Genomic DNA, 14,642 nt, shown 5'->3' with positions numbered 1-14,642 from the left:
ATTGATTATGAGTTCAAAATTTTCCTTTTTAGCCTAATCTAAATTTATCATAAACCCAGCTCTAAACCAGCGTCCAGGCATCTGAACAGTTCCTGCTTCTATATAGTCAGTATTAGTCATATTGGAGGCTTCAGCAAAAAAGCCCATTTTGCCGATTCTATTGTAATCTAATCTCATGTCTAAAAGGAAATAAGGGTCTTGGCTAATTCTTTCTACATATCTCATCTTAGTATTCAATTCAATCTTAGAGCCTAGTCCTACCAAAAAGCCCCCAATCATCTGATTTCTCAAAGCGGTAAATGCATATCTTGTTTCCACTCCCGGCTGATTTACTAAACTGGCATCTATATAATTATAGGATAGCATCAATTCTTTTATTTGAAGCATAGAACTTCTTCTTTGCCATTTATAAGTAAAAGCTGCTTCTATTCCATTAAACCTGACCTCGTTGAAGTTTTGTGGTTGCCAAGGGGTGTTTGCATCAGGGCGTACCCACTCAATCAGGTTGTCGGTGTTTCTACTGAAATAGACCAATTCAGCAAATAATCCAGTCTTTGTCCACTTTGCACCAATTTCAAAGTTTTGAGCTTGCTCAGGTTGTAAGTCTGGATTTCCAATATTAGTTGGCCCTACATAATACAAATCCGTGTAGGTGGGGATTCTAAAGCTTTTTCCATAGCCTGAATACAGTCGTATTTCCTCGCTTGCTTGGAAGCCTAGCTCTAACCCGGGAAAATGTTTCCAGCCATAATCGTTATAAAAGTTGCTATATACTCCGGCTCTAAGATCTGTTTTTGAGCCCAATTGGATCAAATGCTCCAAAAATAAGCCAGCTAAAACCCGTTCATGGTTTCCTAGATTATTGCTTTCAATATTTTCTTGTCTCACCTCTGCTCCGAATCCGGTTGTGCCTATTTTACTTTCATAACTTCCATTTAACTCAAAAGCATAAATGTCTGATGTATGAAAATTTTGATAAAATGAAGGTTCCTTCCTTCTCAACCTATACTCATCTTTGTTTCTCCTCCAATAGGCACGGCTATTTAACTTAAATCTATTTTGAGTATAGGTGTGGCTCAGTGCTCCCAAAGTAGTTTGCAGGCTTTCCCACTGATCAGGAAATGCACTCGTATAAAAGCCGTTTGCTCCGAAACTTCTGTCTGTATATGCGATCATGCCTCGGAGAGCATGATTGTCATTTAAATCCAGACCTCCTTCGTAAAAAATATTGCTTACCTGATAATCTGAATTGTACCAATGTCCATTGGAGTCATCATATGAAATAGAAAGATTTTGCTTGTAATTTCCACTTGGTAAAGAACCAGCAAAATTCAGCCCTTTCATTCCAAAATCACCGGCATATCCCTGAACCCTTAGGCTTCTTTGATCGGAAAGCTCTGTGATAATATTGATCGCACCTGCATAGGCGTTTTGCCCGAAAATCCTTGAAGCAGGACCTTTTAATACTTCTACTCTGTCAATATTGATTAAGGGAACAGGAATATTCATCATATGATGTCCTGTTTGCGGGTCTGTGAGTTTAATTCCATTCAATAGCATCAAAGTCTGGTTGAATGAACCACCTCTAATGCCAATATCTGCCTGTACGCCTGTGACTCCTCTCTGTCTCACATCCACTCCAGGTACAAATGCTAATACTTCTTGTAAGCTTCTCGCAGGAGTTGTCTCTATTTGGGGTTTGGTAATTACAGATATATTTCTGCTTTGTTTAGAAAAAGGAATTTGAATCCTATTCTCTTGAATGATAACTTCATTTAAGTTTTGGGTGGTACTGTCTGTTTGAGCATTTGCATGATTCAGGTTGAAACTGATCAAGGTTGCCAAAATCAAAATTCTCATTGGTGATTATTTTAGGATGCGTAAAATTGACTTCAAAAAATCCTAATTCCAATTTTTAGGCATTTGTAAAAAATCGTTAATCCCTATCCCGCTAAAAAGAAATCCGCTTGAGGAAATGCAGATAGTGCTTATTTTTAAGTCAAACAAAAAATCGAATATGATCAGAAAATTATTTTCAGGTCTGTTATTATCAGGCTTGTTGCTTGGAAATTTTACCTATGCGCAGCAAGGTTTGGATAATAATCAGGCGGATTTTGGAGAATTTATGGACCGGAAAGGTACTTATACCAGAACGGCTTCCGGTAAACCCAGTGAAAACTATTGGCAGAATAAGGCCGACTATCAAATCGAGGCAACTCTCGATGAGAACGCTCATGTATTGACTGGGAAAATTACCATTAATTATACCAACAATAGCCCGGAAAACTTGGACTTTGTTTGGTTGCAATTGGAGCAAAATCGCTTTACACCAGATTCCAGAGGGACATTGACTACTCCTGTTCAGGGAAACCGCTACAACGGAGATACTGATGGAGGCTTTGATATTTCTGCTGTACAAGGAAAAGTAGGAACAAAAGGATCTATCTCCTCAAAGCATATCATTACAGATACCAGAATGCAGGTTTGGTTCAATGAACCGATTCCTGCAAAAGGAGGGAAGGCGAGTATTTCCATGAATTTTTCATTCAAAGTTCCTCAGAAAGGAATGGATAGAATGGGAAGATTGAAAGTCAATGACGGTTGGATCTATGCTTTTGCGCAATGGTATCCAAAAATGGCTGTCTTTGATGATGTAGAAGGATGGAATGTGGAGCCTTATTTAGGTGCAGGAGAGTTTTATCTAGAATATGGAGACTTTGATTATAAAATCACGGTGCCATATGATCATGTAGTAGTGGGGTCAGGTAAATTGATGAATCCTAAGGAGGTTTTGTCCAAAGAACTTCAAAATCGCTATGCTAAAGCTATGCAAAGTGATACTACGATTTACCTAATTGCTCCCGACGAAATCAAAAATACCACCTTGACCCGGCCTAAGCAGGATGGTATGATCACTTGGCATTTCCAGATTAAAAATTCCAGAGATGTGGCCTTTGCCACCTCTAAAACATTTATATGGGATGCAGCCAAAATCAATTTACCTAGCGGAAAAACGATTTTAGCTCAATCTGTTTATCCCAAAGAATCTGACGGGCAAGAAGCTTGGTCCAGATCTACTGAATATTCCAAGGCTTCAATAGAACATTATTCGAAGATGTGGTTTGAATTCCCTTATGAGACAGCAACTAACGTGGCTGCTGATATCGGCGGTATGGAGTACCCTGGATTGAATTTCTGTCGATATACTTCAAAGGGCGAAGGTTTATGGGGAGTGACTGATCATGAATTTGGACATAATTGGTTCCCAATGATTGTAGGGAATAATGAGCGTAGATACGCTTGGATGGATGAAGGCTTCAATACCTTTATCAACCATTATAGCACTTTAGCCTTCAACGAAGGAGAGTACTCTTCAAACCTGAATCAAACTAGGAGATACAATAATTATTTTCAAAATGAGAACAGGGAAGGGATAGATACTTATCCAGATGTGGCAAATACAGGGAACTTAGGAATGGTTGCCTACATGAAGCCAGGAATTGGTTTGATTGTGCTGAGAGAATATATTTTGGGGCCTGAGCGATTTGATAATGCATTCCGCTCCTACATTAACACTTGGGCTTATAAGCATCCATTGCCTTCAGACTTTTTTAACCATATGGAAAATGTAGCTGGTGAAAATTTATCCTGGTATTGGAAGGGATGGTTCTATGGAAATGGAAATATAGATTTAGGGATCAATGCAGTGATTCCATATGGAGGTAATTATCTAGCAATCCTAAGTAATAAAGGAGAAATTCCAATGCCTGTACTATTGGAAATTGAGTTTGAAGATGGAAGCAAGGAAAGACAAATGCTTCCAGTAGAAATTTGGCAAAGAGGTGATTCTTGGAACCATTTGATTCGAACAGATAAAAAAGTAACCAAAGTGACAATTGATCCAGACAAGATTCTTCCTGATATCAATTTGGGAAATGATAGTTGGCCTCAATTGATTTACGAGGATTAAAAAAATGAGCCCCGAGTGATCGGGGCTCTCTTTTTAATAATCATCATTAATTTCCAACCAATATCCATCAGGATCTTGGATATAAATTTGTCTGACTCCATCAGGTCGGGTTGTAATTTTCCCTTTCTCTCCCGGCCAATCTTCAAATGGATAATTTTCACTTTTCAATCGACTGATGAAAGCATCCATATCATCCATGCTAAAGCAGAGATGATTCGTTTTAGAAATTTCTGTGGGTGTATTGCCGACTTCAATTAAGTGCAAAGCTGCGCCACCTCCTATATCATACCATGCATGAAGCCCATCTTTGAAGGGTTCTTCTATTTCCTCTAAGTTCAAGATAGTTTCGTAAAAATTCATGCTTTTTTCAAGATCGGAAACATGAACAGCTATATGATTAACTTTTATTTGAGCGAATGCGGAACTGGCCATAGTTAGTAATAGAACTGAAAGTAAGGTTTTCATAGGTGGGTAAATTAGGTTTATTGCTAGGAAGGTAAGTTTTTCTTGCCTAATGAAAAAAAAGAGCAGCTCTGCAGCTGCCCTTTTGATTGATTAGGAAAGGATTGGTTTTATTCTTCATTGACTGATCTTAGATTGTTAGCCAAAGCAATTCGCTCGGCTTCATCGAAGAGTTTGATTGCTTGAAGGTATACTTCATTGATATCATTTACGACCATATAGAAAGCATCATCATCATAAATTTGTCTTCCCAAATGAGCTTTTACCAAGGTTTTTAAATAGCTTTTTGACTTTGTGAAATCTGCCGCATCATACTTTACCTTGTTTTTCTCTCCAACTTTAATCAATTCCTGAAGCATAGCATCTGAAACTTCAAAGCTTTTGTAATATTCCTCCAAACTCATTCCTGTAAACTTGTCCTTGTTTTTGTTGGAGTAGTCTAGGATAAATTCTCTGGAAGAGTCTGAATTAAATAAGCGACTCACGTAAGCTGAACTGTAAGTAGTATCCAATGGCACGAAGTAATCAGGCATGATTCCTCCACCACCATACACTATTCTGCCTTTTTTGGTTTCGTATTTCAGACTGTCATTGAATTTGATACTATCAGCTGAGAAGAATTCTCCATGCTCAAATCGCTCCATCCAGTCTCTTTCGTAGGCTTGATAATCCGGGCCATATGGCTTTTGAATTGATCTTCCAGAAGGTGTGAAGTATCTAGCAATAGTTAATCGGAGTTCTGCTCCATCAGAAAGGTCAATTGGCATTTGAACCAAGCCTTTACCAAAAGATCTTCTACCCACAATTAATCCTCTATCATTATCCTGAATCGCACCGGCAAGAATTTCAGAAGCAGATGCTGAGCCCTCATTGACCAAAACAATTACAGAGCCTTGTTCGAAGATCCCCGGTCTGAAGGCGTAAGCCTTTTGACTGTATTGTTCAACTTTTCCTTCTTGAGAAACAATAAGAGCACGATCCCCCAAAATTTCATCTGCGATATTGATGGCCGCCCCCATATAGCCTCCCGGATTTCCCTGAAGGTCTATGATCAGCTTTTTCATTCCCTGACCTTTCAAATCTGCTATTGCCTCTTTGAACTCATCATACGTGGTTGCCGCAAATCGAGTGATTTTCACATATCCGATTTCCTTATTGACCATATAAGAAGCATTGATGCTGTATTGAGGGATTTTATCTCTGGTAATTTCATAGGAAATTAGCTCAGGTTGATTTTTTCTTTTAATATCAACCATCACTTTCGAGCCTTTTGGGCCTCTCAATAAATCAAAAACATCCCGGTTGGTCACTCCTGTGCCTGCAACAGTTTTACCATCTACCTTAATAATTTGATCACCGGATTGAATTCCAAGAGCCTCCGAAGGACCACCAGTTAGTGGGGCAACCACGTAAATAGTGTCCCTGATAATCCCAAATTCAACACCAATCCCATCAAATTCTCCATCTAATTGGGACTGCGCCAAGGTGGCATCCCTGGCAGGAATATAGCTGGAGTGGGGGTCTAGCTGTTCCAGCATTTTATTGATGCCATACTCTACGAGCTCGTTGGTATTGACGCTATCCACATAATCTCTGTTGATATAGGTCATGATTTCCTGAAGCTTGTAAAGAGCGGCTCTTAAGTCATTTTGATTGCTTTTGGGTTCAGCAAAAGTAGCTCCGATCCAAATTCCCGCAGATATAGCCAAAGCTAGAATAATTGGAAGTCGGATCTGTGCTTTTGAATTCTTTGTCTCGCTCACGATATTACTTTTTCAGTTGGTTATTTTCTCCCTATAAACTACCGGATTCAACCAGTGTTTAAAAGTTGTTTTGGATAAACATAGTAAATGTTTATACGAGGGGAACAGATAAAGGTCGGATTAAATCCCCATTTTTCTGTTAAAATAATTTATTTTTGTCAAATGCAGGCGAAGCAAGATTTCAATAAAATCTTAGTAGGTGATTTAGTATCGGAAAACTATGTGTTTGCTTCCGTGCTGCATTATTTTGGAATCAGTTTTTATCAATACGAGACACACTCCCTAGAGCAGGTTTGCAAAAAGCATAAAGTTAAACCAGGTCAGCTGATCACTGAATTGGAAGCTTGGGCTGCTAAAAAGGAACCCACAAATGAGGAGCTTTATCTCAATCCCATCGAAGTACTGGTAGCCTATCTGAAGAATAAGCACTATTATTTTGTGAGACAGGAACTCCCTTTTCTTTCCAATTTGATTTCAGGAATTCAGGTCGATAAAACCTATCAAGCTTTGCTAAATGACTTGAGGATTATGTTCCCGCTCTTTGTGGAGGATTTTATCCACCATATTCATGAGGAAGAAAGCAGACTCTTCAAACGCATAGAGTTATTGCAGGATGTAGAAGAGGGGAATTTTGCCCTGCATGATGCACTGAAAATACTGAAAAAGGATCCTATTCATCTTTTGGCAGACGCTCATGAAATTCATGATGACGAAATGGAAGGGATTAGAAAATTAACTTCTGACTATACACTGGAAGAAAATGCGCCTTTGACTATGAAGGTGCTTTATCATGAATTACAGAATTTTGAAAAAGAACTAGTCATTCATGCACAGATTGAAGACGAACTTTTATTTCCAAAAGCAATTGAACTGGAGAAAGAAGCTGTCAGAAAAATCACCAATAAAATCCGAATCAACTAATGCCCAGAATTATCGCCATTGATCTGGGAACTAAGCGCACTGGCTTAGCGGTCACAGACCCCATGCAGATGCTGGCCAATCCTCTTGAGACGATTGAGACCTATCGACTCATGGATTTTCTCAAGAATTATTTTCAAAAAGAAGAAGTAAGCACAATAGTATTGGGCTATCCCACCAAATTGAACGGTTCGGAAACGGAAATGACTCCAAAAGTGTTGGCTTTGAAGGAAAAGCTAGAAAAAGCATTTCCCAATTTAAAAACTGAATTGGTGGATGAGAGATTCACTTCTAAAATGGCTATGCAATCCATGATTACAATGGGGAGCAAAAAAAAGGACAGAAGAGAAAAAGCAGGTAATCTGGACAAAGTCAGCGCAGCAATAATTTTACAATCGTATTTAGAAAGAAAATGATATATCCTATCGTCGCATATGGAAACCCTATCCTGAAAAAGGAAGCTGAAGAAATCGAAGAAGGAAAAGATATCCAGAAATTAATTGAGGATATGTATGCCACTATGGATCATGCTAATGGTGTAGGTTTGGCAGCTCCCCAAATAAATCAGGGGGTTCGACTTTTTGTAATTGACAGTTCATTGATGCTGGATGAAAATGATGAGGAAAAGGGGATTCGCAGAGCATTTATCAATCCAATCATTTTGGATGAATATGGAGATGATTATGGCTTTGAAGAAGGTTGCTTGAGTATACCTGATGTCAGAGCTGAAATCATCAGGCCTGAAAAATTAACCATTGAGTATTTTGATGAAAACTGGAATCTCAAAGAGGAAGAGTTTTCGGGAATGACAGCCAGAGTGATTCAGCATGAATACGATCATTTAGAAGGAATCTTATTTGTGGATTATTTAAAAGGCCTGAAAAAAAGGTTGGTGCAATCCAAATTGATTGAAGTAAGTAAAGGGAAGGTATCTACAGATTATAGAATGATTTACCCGCTTAAATGAGTCATTCCAGCTCTCTGAAAATAGCGCTCATTCAAACGGATCTTTACTGGAAAGATAAGACTGCAAACCTTTCCATGTTGGAGGAGAAAATATGGGGTATCGACGAAAAAGTAGATCTCATTATCCTTCCGGAAATGTTTCCTACTGGTTTCAGTATGGATGCTCCTGAGCTGGCAGAGCCCATGAATTTGACAGTTTGTAAATGGATGAAGCAGGTTTCAGCTCAGACCAAAGCGGTTGTAACGGGTAGTGCGATTATTCAGGAAAACGAAAATTACTATAACCGTTTGCTTTGGGTTAGCCCGGATGGATCAGTGAAGCATTATGATAAAAGACACCTTTTTCGGATGGCTGATGAGCATGATCATTATGCAGCAGGGAAAATCCAGCCTATTTTTGAATGGAAGGGTTGGAAAATTTGCCCTCAAGTCTGTTATGATTTGAGGTTTCCAGTTTGGTCAAGAAATTATCGTCAGAATGATCAAATGGCTTATGACCTGATTTTTTATGTTGCCTCCTGGCCTGCGCCGCGAGCTTCAGCCTGGGATCAGCTCTTGCCTGCCCGAGCAATTGAAAACCTGGCCTATTCAGTTGGAGTAAACCGGGTGGGGACCGACGGAAATCAGGTTCCTTATGTGGGACATTCCGCAGTTTTTGATTTCAAAGGAAAGGAACTGATTCATTTAGGAGAAAAAGATAAGATGGAGGTAATTGAATTAGACAAAACCGAATTGGAAAATTACCGTTCTAAATTTCCGGCTTGGATGGACGCAGACGATTTCACCATTGACAGAAGAGTACAGGAATAAGGCCTTCTATTCCACTGATGGGATTTGATGCAAGGATATTTTCCGTATTTTAGCCACATAATTTTCAGGTCTTTTTTCTCTTTTTTCAAAATTCATCAGTTGGAATTAGAAACTTCAAAGGTTCAGGGAAAAATGACACTTACACCTATTTCGTATAGTTCTTATCATGAGCAATCAAACCCCAAAAATTCTTTACACATTAACTGACGAGGCACCTGCCTTGGCTACTTATTCTTTATTACCCATAGTGCAGGCATTTACGAAATCTGCTGGAGTGACTGTAGAGACTCGGGATATTTCCCTTTCAGGAAGAATCATCGCAAATTTCCCCGAATATCTTAAGCCTGAGCAGCAAATCAATGATGCATTGACTGAGCTGGGTGAAATAGCCAAAACACCCGAGGCTAACATTATCAAGCTTCCAAATATTTCTGCATCAGTGCCACAGTTGAAAGCGGCAATTAAAGAATTGCAGGCGAAAGGATATGCGCTACCGGATTATCCTGAGGAACCTAAAACCGAGGAAGAAAAAACGGTTAAAGTTAAATACGACAAAATCAAAGGTTCTGCAGTAAACCCGGTATTAAGAGAGGGTAATTCTGACAGGAGAGCCCCTCAAGCTGTAAAAGCATACGCAAAAAAGCATCCTCATAGCATGGGAAAATGGTCTGCAGAGTCCAAATCTCATGTTGATAGTATGACAGAGGGGGATTTTTACGGAAGTGAAAAGTCGGTCACTTTACCCGAGGCAACTGTTGTTACAATTGAGCTTCATGGAGCAGAGGGGCAAAAAGAAATTCTAAAAACAGGCTTAAAAATTCAAGCGGGAGAAATAATCGATGCTTCAACAATGAGTATTGCTGCTTTGAAAGCCTTCTTGAAAAAGGCCAAGCAGGATGCCAAAGAAAAAGGAGTGCTTTTTTCACTTCATATGAAAGCGACCATGATGAAGGTTTCTGATCCTATCATCTTTGGCCACGCGGTAAAGGTTTTCTTTGAACCTGTATTTGCAAAATATGCAGCAGCTCTAGAAGCGGCAGGAGTTGATGTCAATAATGGTTTTGGTGACTTGCTTTCTGCTATCGAAAAGCTACCAGCTGGTCAAAAAGCAGAGATTTTGGCTGATATCGATGCCTGCTATGCGGACAGTCCTGATTTAGCGATGGTGAACTCTGACAAAGGTATTACCAATCTTCATGTGCCAAGTGATGTGATTATCGATGCTTCTATGCCAGCAATGATCCGAAGTTCAGGTCAGATGTGGAATAAAGCGGGGAAACTTCAAGATACTAAAGCGGTAATTCCAGACAGAAGCTATGCGGGAGTGTATCAGGCTACAATAGATTTCTGTAGAAAGCATGGAGCATTTGATCCTGCTACTATGGGATCTGTTCCTAATGTTGGACTGATGGCCCAAAAAGCAGAAGAGTATGGATCTCATGATAAGACTTTTGAAATACCTTTCCCGGGAACTGTGAAAGTGGTGACTCAGGAAGGAAAAGAGCTTCTGAGCCATCCGGTAGGGAAAGGAGATATCTGGAGAATGTGCCAAACAAAAGATGCCCCTATTCAGGATTGGGTTAAATTGGCTGTAACTAGAGCAAGACTTTCCAATACTCCTGCAGTATTTTGGTTGGATCCTCAAAGAGCTCATGATGCAGAATTGATCAAAAAGGTGAATACCTATTTACTGGATCATGATACGAATGGATTGGAAATTCATATCATGAATCCTGTGGAAGCCACCAATTTCTCTTTATCCCGAATCAAGGAAGGCTTGGATACCATTTCTGTGACTGGAAATGTATTGAGAGATTATTTAACAGATTTATTTCCAATTCTTGAGTTGGGTACCAGTGCGAAAATGCTATCCATCGTGCCATTAATGAATGGAGGAGGTTTGTTCGAAACTGGTGCAGGAGGTTCAGCACCAAAGCACGTCGAGCAATTTACTGAGGAAGGACATTTAAGATGGGATTCTTTGGGTGAGTTTTTGGCTTTGGCTGTTTCTCTAGAGCATTTGGGACAAACATTCAATAATGAAAAGGCACTGTTGCTAGCTGAGACTTTGGATCAGGCAACAGGAAAGTGGTTGGAGAATGATAAGTCTCCGGCAAGGGTCGTTGGAAAGTTGGATAACCGAGGAAGTCATTTTTATTTAGCTCTTTACTGGGCTGAGGCATTAGCTTCTCAAACAAAAGATACAGATCTCCAGACCAAATTTGCTCCTCTAGCCAAATTGCTACAGAATAAAGCTGACCAGATCGAGTCTGAACTCAATGGGGCTCAAGGAAAGCCGGTAGATATTGGAGGCTATTACAGGCCGGATGAATCTAAAGCATCCACAGCTATGAGACCGAGTACCAGTTTCAATGAGCTGTTGAAGCAGTTGATTTAATAAAAAAACCGGGGATCTCCCGGTTTTTTTATTTTGTCTGAAAAGACACCTGATTCTTGCTTAAAAACTCCTTGATTACTTTCACATGAATACATTCACCTAGATGTATAAAAGCGTAATCATTGATTTTTTTTGTTTTGCCATGAGCTACTACTTCCTTGTCCTCGATATCAAAACCCAAATGCAAATGCTTCGTTCGGGATTGCATTCCAATGACCTTTCCATCCGGATCAAATAAGGGGCCGCCGCTTTGACCTCTTAAGCCCGGTGTGCTCATTTCTATCCCATAAACCTGCCCTTTATTATCTCCCAAAAACCGGGTAATCATGCCTTCTATCGGGAATCGGGGAGATCTTGCATTTCCTTCATTGGTCCAAACCAAAGTCTGGGATTGTGCATCAAATTTGAAATTTGAAAATTCCGGAAATGGAAAGCCCAGACGACAAAGCATGGCACCCTGCTGAACAGCGCCCTCATCTTTCATGAAATAAGGGAAGTTTTTTACCAAGAGATTGGCTACTCCTTCAAATTTGATCAAAGCCAAATCATAGTCTGGATGAAGAATAAACTTCAGGTTATTCATGGAGTCCACACAGTCCACAAAAGTGATTCTCATTTCGGAAGCTTTATCTGGACCAAGTCCCAAGTTTTGAGCTAGCTTGTTTTGTTGCTTTCCACTCATTCCTTGACTCTGCTGAAGAAATGAGGTATAGTTTCTGTTTATCTGATCAGCTTGGGAAAGCCATTGAGCGACATGCCTACAGGTAAGTGCCCAGCCTTCTGAATTGACAAAAAACAGGGTGGCAGATCCACGATTAACCTGTGTCCCTCCGAAATTTCTGGAAATGGAGTGTATAGCACGGGTGTAGCCCGCAACTTCATTGATGGCATTTACAAACATTTGATTTTTGCTTGGTCGGTTTTAAAGTACTCAAAAGCTCACTTAAAAAACTAATCTTTAAAAGAATTTGAATTTTCATTTTTCGAAATCGTTTGAAAACAGGGAATTTAAAATCATCCATATCTTGCTGAATATTGCGTTTGGGCTAGCCGAAAAATTGTAATAACTTAGCCAACCCAGAAGTTTTTTAGCCAAAAGTGGCTGGTTCCGGGACGATTTAGGAATCAAACCTATACAATAATCAAAATAATTATGAGCAAAATTAAAGTAGGAATTAACGGATTCGGAAGAATCGGTCGTCTTGCCTTTAGAGTGGCACAAGAAAGAGATGATATTCAAGTTGTGGGAATCAATGATTTGATCGACGTGGACTACATGGCATACATGTTAAAATATGACTCCACTCATGGCAGATTCAAAGGTACTGTTGAAGTTAAAGACGGTCAGTTGATCGTAAATGGAAACGCTATTCGTGTTACCTCCGAGAAGAGTCCTGCTAACCTTAAGTGGGGTGAAATCGGTGCAGATTATGTAATTGAGTCTACAGGTATATTTTTGACAAAAGAGACCGCTCAGGGCCACATCGACGCAGGAGCTAAAAAGGTGATCATGTCAGCCCCTTCTAAAGATGATACCCCAATGTTTGTAATGGGTGTTAATGAAGATAGCTACACAGATGATATGGTATTTGTATCCAATGCGTCTTGTACAACAAACTGTCTAGCTCCAATTGCTAAAGTATTGAATGATAACTGGGGAATTGAAGAAGGATTAATGACTACGGTTCACGCAACTACAGCTACTCAAAAAACGGTAGATGGTCCATCTGCTAAGGATTGGAGAGGCGGAAGAGGAGCTGGTCAAAACATCATCCCATCTTCTACAGGAGCTGCTAAAGCTGTTGGTAAAGTAATTCCTGAATTGAATGGTAAATTGACAGGTATGGCGTTTAGAGTTCCTACTCCGGATGTGTCTGTAGTTGACTTGACTGTACGATTGAAGAAGCCTGCCAAGTACGCGGAAATTTGTGCTAAAATGAAGGAGGTTTCCGAAACTACCATGAAAGGTGTTTTGGGATATACTGAGGATGCAGTAGTTTCCAATGACTTCATTGGAGATCCAAGAACTTCCATTTTTGATGCTGAGGCTGGGATTCAGCTTTCAGATACTTTTGTTAAAGTGGTTTCTTGGTACGATAATGAGTGGGGCTACTCCAATAAGGTAGTTGACCTACTGACGTTCATCGCAAAGAAATAAACCTGAAGGCCCCGAAAAAATTCGGGGCTTTTTTTTGATGAAGCCGAAATAACTAAATCTACGTATATATGGTTACCATCTAAACTTCTGAAAGATGTACATTCCATTATTTCCCCTTAAACTCGTAGCTTTTCCGGAGGAGAAATTGAATCTCCATATTTTTGAGCCTAGATATAGGGAGCTATTGAATGATGTGGAAAAGGAAGAAATCACTTTTGGCGTTTGTTCCTTCTTCGATAAGTTGACCGGCTTTGGCACTGAGGTCAAGCTAGAGCGTATATATCAGCGCTATGAGGACGGAAGGCTGGATATTATGACCAAAGGCCTGAGGGCTTTTAAAATCCTGAATTTTGATAACCCTATGAAGGGAAAGCTTTATGCTGGAGGAGAGGTTGAGTTTTTGCCCAATAATCCGGTGGTGACAGATGCTCTGAATTTTGAGTTTCTCTTTTATCTTAAGGAGATTTTATACCTCTTGAACTATCCTCATGAAATCAATGAAAAAGAAGTCACATCCTTTACCTATGCCCATAAAGTTGGCTTAAAGTTGGAAGAAGAATTGGAATTACTTCAGTTGACCAGTGAAGAAGATAGGATGCGTTATATGATCAGTCATTTTAAAAGAATGATACCTGTTATCAAGGCAGTAGAAAAAGCGAGAGAAAAAATCAAGCAAAATGGTCACTTCAAGCATCTGGATCCATTGAATTTTTAGGTAGATATTTGAGTGTTATTTTGGGAGAATCAATAAATAAAGCAGGTAGATTACCTGCTTTTTTGCATTATACAGGGCCATCTATCCAAATTGAATTACTCCTTTCGCCCAGAAAAACTTCTCGCCTAAGGGGGTTATATGACATACTTGGGTTTAAACCAAAAAAGCAAGCCCGAAGACTTGCTTTTGTGATCCCGCTGGGGCTTCCCGAACTCGCTTTGCTCTTCGGGATAAACTCCTCGCCTGAGGGGATAATATGACATACTTGGGCTTAAAGCAAAAAAGCAAGCCCGAAGACTTGCTTTTGTGATCCCGCTGGGGCTTCCCGATTTCGCTCTGCTCATCGGGATAAACTTCTCGCCCTACCAAGCTTTGTGGAATGATTTATAAAGCAAAAAAGCAGACCATTTCTAGCCTGCTTTTGTGATCCCGCTGGGGCTCGAACCCAGGACCCTAACATTAAAAGTGTTATGCTCTACCAG

At 39.8% G+C, this 14,642-nt stretch carries 12 protein-coding genes; 8 read left to right on the top strand and 4 right to left on the bottom strand.

The window, feature by feature from the left end:
* Positions 1 to 33 precede the first annotated feature (33 nt).
* Positions 34 to 1,860: a TonB-dependent receptor plug domain-containing protein gene (locus tag FL972_RS01865; RefSeq protein WP_144602821.1), complete on the bottom strand. Its 1,827-nt coding sequence runs from the start codon at positions 1,858 to 1,860 to the stop codon at positions 34 to 36.
* Positions 1,861 to 2,017: 157 nt separating this feature from the next.
* Between FL972_RS01865 and FL972_RS01860 the strand changes: the two genes are divergently transcribed.
* Positions 2,018 to 3,970 carry a M1 family metallopeptidase gene (locus FL972_RS01860; RefSeq protein ID WP_144602817.1) on the top strand — a complete coding sequence of 651 codons (1,953 nt, stop codon included), beginning with the start codon at positions 2,018 to 2,020 and terminating at the stop codon, positions 3,968 to 3,970.
* 33 nt (positions 3,971 to 4,003) lie between these two features.
* Here the strand turns inward: FL972_RS01860 and FL972_RS01855 are convergent, their stop codons facing one another.
* A complete protein-coding gene (locus tag FL972_RS01855) occupies positions 4,004 to 4,435 on the bottom strand; it encodes a VOC family protein (protein WP_144602814.1) in 432 nt (143 codons plus the stop codon).
* 107 nt (positions 4,436 to 4,542) lie between these two features.
* Positions 4,543 to 6,195 carry a S41 family peptidase gene (locus tag FL972_RS01850; RefSeq protein WP_144602811.1) on the bottom strand — a complete coding sequence of 551 codons (1,653 nt, stop codon included), beginning with the start codon at positions 6,193 to 6,195 and terminating at the stop codon, positions 4,543 to 4,545.
* 162 nt (positions 6,196 to 6,357) lie between these two features.
* Here FL972_RS01850 and FL972_RS01845 point away from each other — a divergent pair, with 162 nt between their 5' ends.
* From FL972_RS01845 to FL972_RS01825, 5 genes are all read left to right on the top strand, one after another.
* The gene (locus FL972_RS01845) at positions 6,358 to 7,116 is read left to right on the top strand and encodes a hemerythrin domain-containing protein (RefSeq protein WP_091655434.1); all 759 of its coding nucleotides are present in this window, start codon (positions 6,358 to 6,360) and stop codon (positions 7,114 to 7,116) included.
* Positions 7,116 to 7,529: a Holliday junction resolvase RuvX gene (ruvX, locus tag FL972_RS01840; protein ID WP_144602808.1), complete on the top strand. Its 414-nt coding sequence runs from the start codon at positions 7,116 to 7,118 to the stop codon at positions 7,527 to 7,529. The genes FL972_RS01845 and ruvX overlap by 1 nt, the downstream gene beginning before the upstream one ends.
* Positions 7,526 to 8,080: a peptide deformylase gene (def, locus tag FL972_RS01835; RefSeq protein ID WP_091655432.1), complete on the top strand. Its 555-nt coding sequence runs from the start codon at positions 7,526 to 7,528 to the stop codon at positions 8,078 to 8,080. Before ruvX ends, def begins: the two co-directional genes overlap by 4 nt.
* Entirely contained in the window at positions 8,077 to 8,889 is an 813-nt protein-coding gene (locus FL972_RS01830; protein WP_144602804.1) for an amidohydrolase, read from the top strand. The genes def and FL972_RS01830 overlap by 4 nt, the downstream gene beginning before the upstream one ends.
* Before the next feature lie 166 nt (positions 8,890 to 9,055).
* Positions 9,056 to 11,287: an NADP-dependent isocitrate dehydrogenase gene (locus FL972_RS01825; protein ID WP_144602801.1), complete on the top strand. Its 2,232-nt coding sequence runs from the start codon at positions 9,056 to 9,058 to the stop codon at positions 11,285 to 11,287.
* 28 nt (positions 11,288 to 11,315) lie between these two features.
* Here FL972_RS01825 and FL972_RS01820 read toward each other — a convergent pair whose 3' ends face one another.
* Positions 11,316 to 12,188 (bottom strand): S1 family peptidase, encoded by an 873-nt coding sequence (locus tag FL972_RS01820; RefSeq protein WP_144602796.1) that lies wholly within the window; start codon positions 12,186 to 12,188, stop codon positions 11,316 to 11,318.
* A 252-nt stretch (positions 12,189 to 12,440) separates the two neighbouring features.
* On the opposite strand from FL972_RS01820, the gene gap reads away from it, so the two are divergent.
* Together gap and FL972_RS01810 are read left to right on the top strand one after the other, a co-directional pair.
* Entirely contained in the window at positions 12,441 to 13,445 is a 1,005-nt protein-coding gene (gap, locus tag FL972_RS01815; RefSeq protein WP_144602792.1) for a type I glyceraldehyde-3-phosphate dehydrogenase, read from the top strand.
* A gap of 94 nt (positions 13,446 to 13,539) precedes the next feature.
* The gene (locus tag FL972_RS01810; RefSeq protein WP_144602790.1) at positions 13,540 to 14,160 is read left to right on the top strand and encodes an LON peptidase substrate-binding domain-containing protein; all 621 of its coding nucleotides are present in this window, start codon (positions 13,540 to 13,542) and stop codon (positions 14,158 to 14,160) included.
* Positions 14,161 to 14,642: the final 482 nt, after the last annotated feature.

Source organism: Algoriphagus algorifonticola (assembly GCF_007655305.1).
Lineage (GTDB): Bacteria > Bacteroidota > Bacteroidia > Cytophagales > Cyclobacteriaceae > Algoriphagus > Algoriphagus algorifonticola.
The sequence above is the reverse complement of the archived record's forward strand: the minus strand, read 5'-3'. Positions and strand labels throughout refer to the sequence as shown.

What these genes read in the sequence shown, in the direction of transcription:
- FL972_RS01865 (WP_144602821.1), bottom strand. Translation starts at nt 1,860, where the DNA reads ATGAGAATTTTGATTTTGGCAACCTTGATCAGTTTCAACCTGAATCAT.
- FL972_RS01860 (WP_144602817.1), top strand. Translation starts at nt 2,018, where the DNA reads ATGATCAGAAAATTATTTTCAGGTCTGTTATTATCAGGCTTGTTGCTT.
- FL972_RS01855 (WP_144602814.1), bottom strand. Translation starts at nt 4,435, where the DNA reads ATGAAAACCTTACTTTCAGTTCTATTACTAACTATGGCCAGTTCCGCA.
- FL972_RS01845 (WP_091655434.1), top strand. Translation starts at nt 6,358, where the DNA reads ATGCAGGCGAAGCAAGATTTCAATAAAATCTTAGTAGGTGATTTAGTA.
- ruvX (WP_144602808.1), top strand. Translation starts at nt 7,116, where the DNA reads ATGCCCAGAATTATCGCCATTGATCTGGGAACTAAGCGCACTGGCTTA.
- def (WP_091655432.1), top strand. Translation starts at nt 7,526, where the DNA reads ATGATATATCCTATCGTCGCATATGGAAACCCTATCCTGAAAAAGGAA.
- FL972_RS01830 (WP_144602804.1), top strand. Translation starts at nt 8,077, where the DNA reads ATGAGTCATTCCAGCTCTCTGAAAATAGCGCTCATTCAAACGGATCTT.
- FL972_RS01825 (WP_144602801.1), top strand. Translation starts at nt 9,056, where the DNA reads ATGAGCAATCAAACCCCAAAAATTCTTTACACATTAACTGACGAGGCA.
- FL972_RS01820 (WP_144602796.1), bottom strand. Translation starts at nt 12,188, where the DNA reads ATGTTTGTAAATGCCATCAATGAAGTTGCGGGCTACACCCGTGCTATA.
- gap (WP_144602792.1), top strand. Translation starts at nt 12,441, where the DNA reads ATGAGCAAAATTAAAGTAGGAATTAACGGATTCGGAAGAATCGGTCGT.
- FL972_RS01810 (WP_144602790.1), top strand. Translation starts at nt 13,540, where the DNA reads ATGTACATTCCATTATTTCCCCTTAAACTCGTAGCTTTTCCGGAGGAG.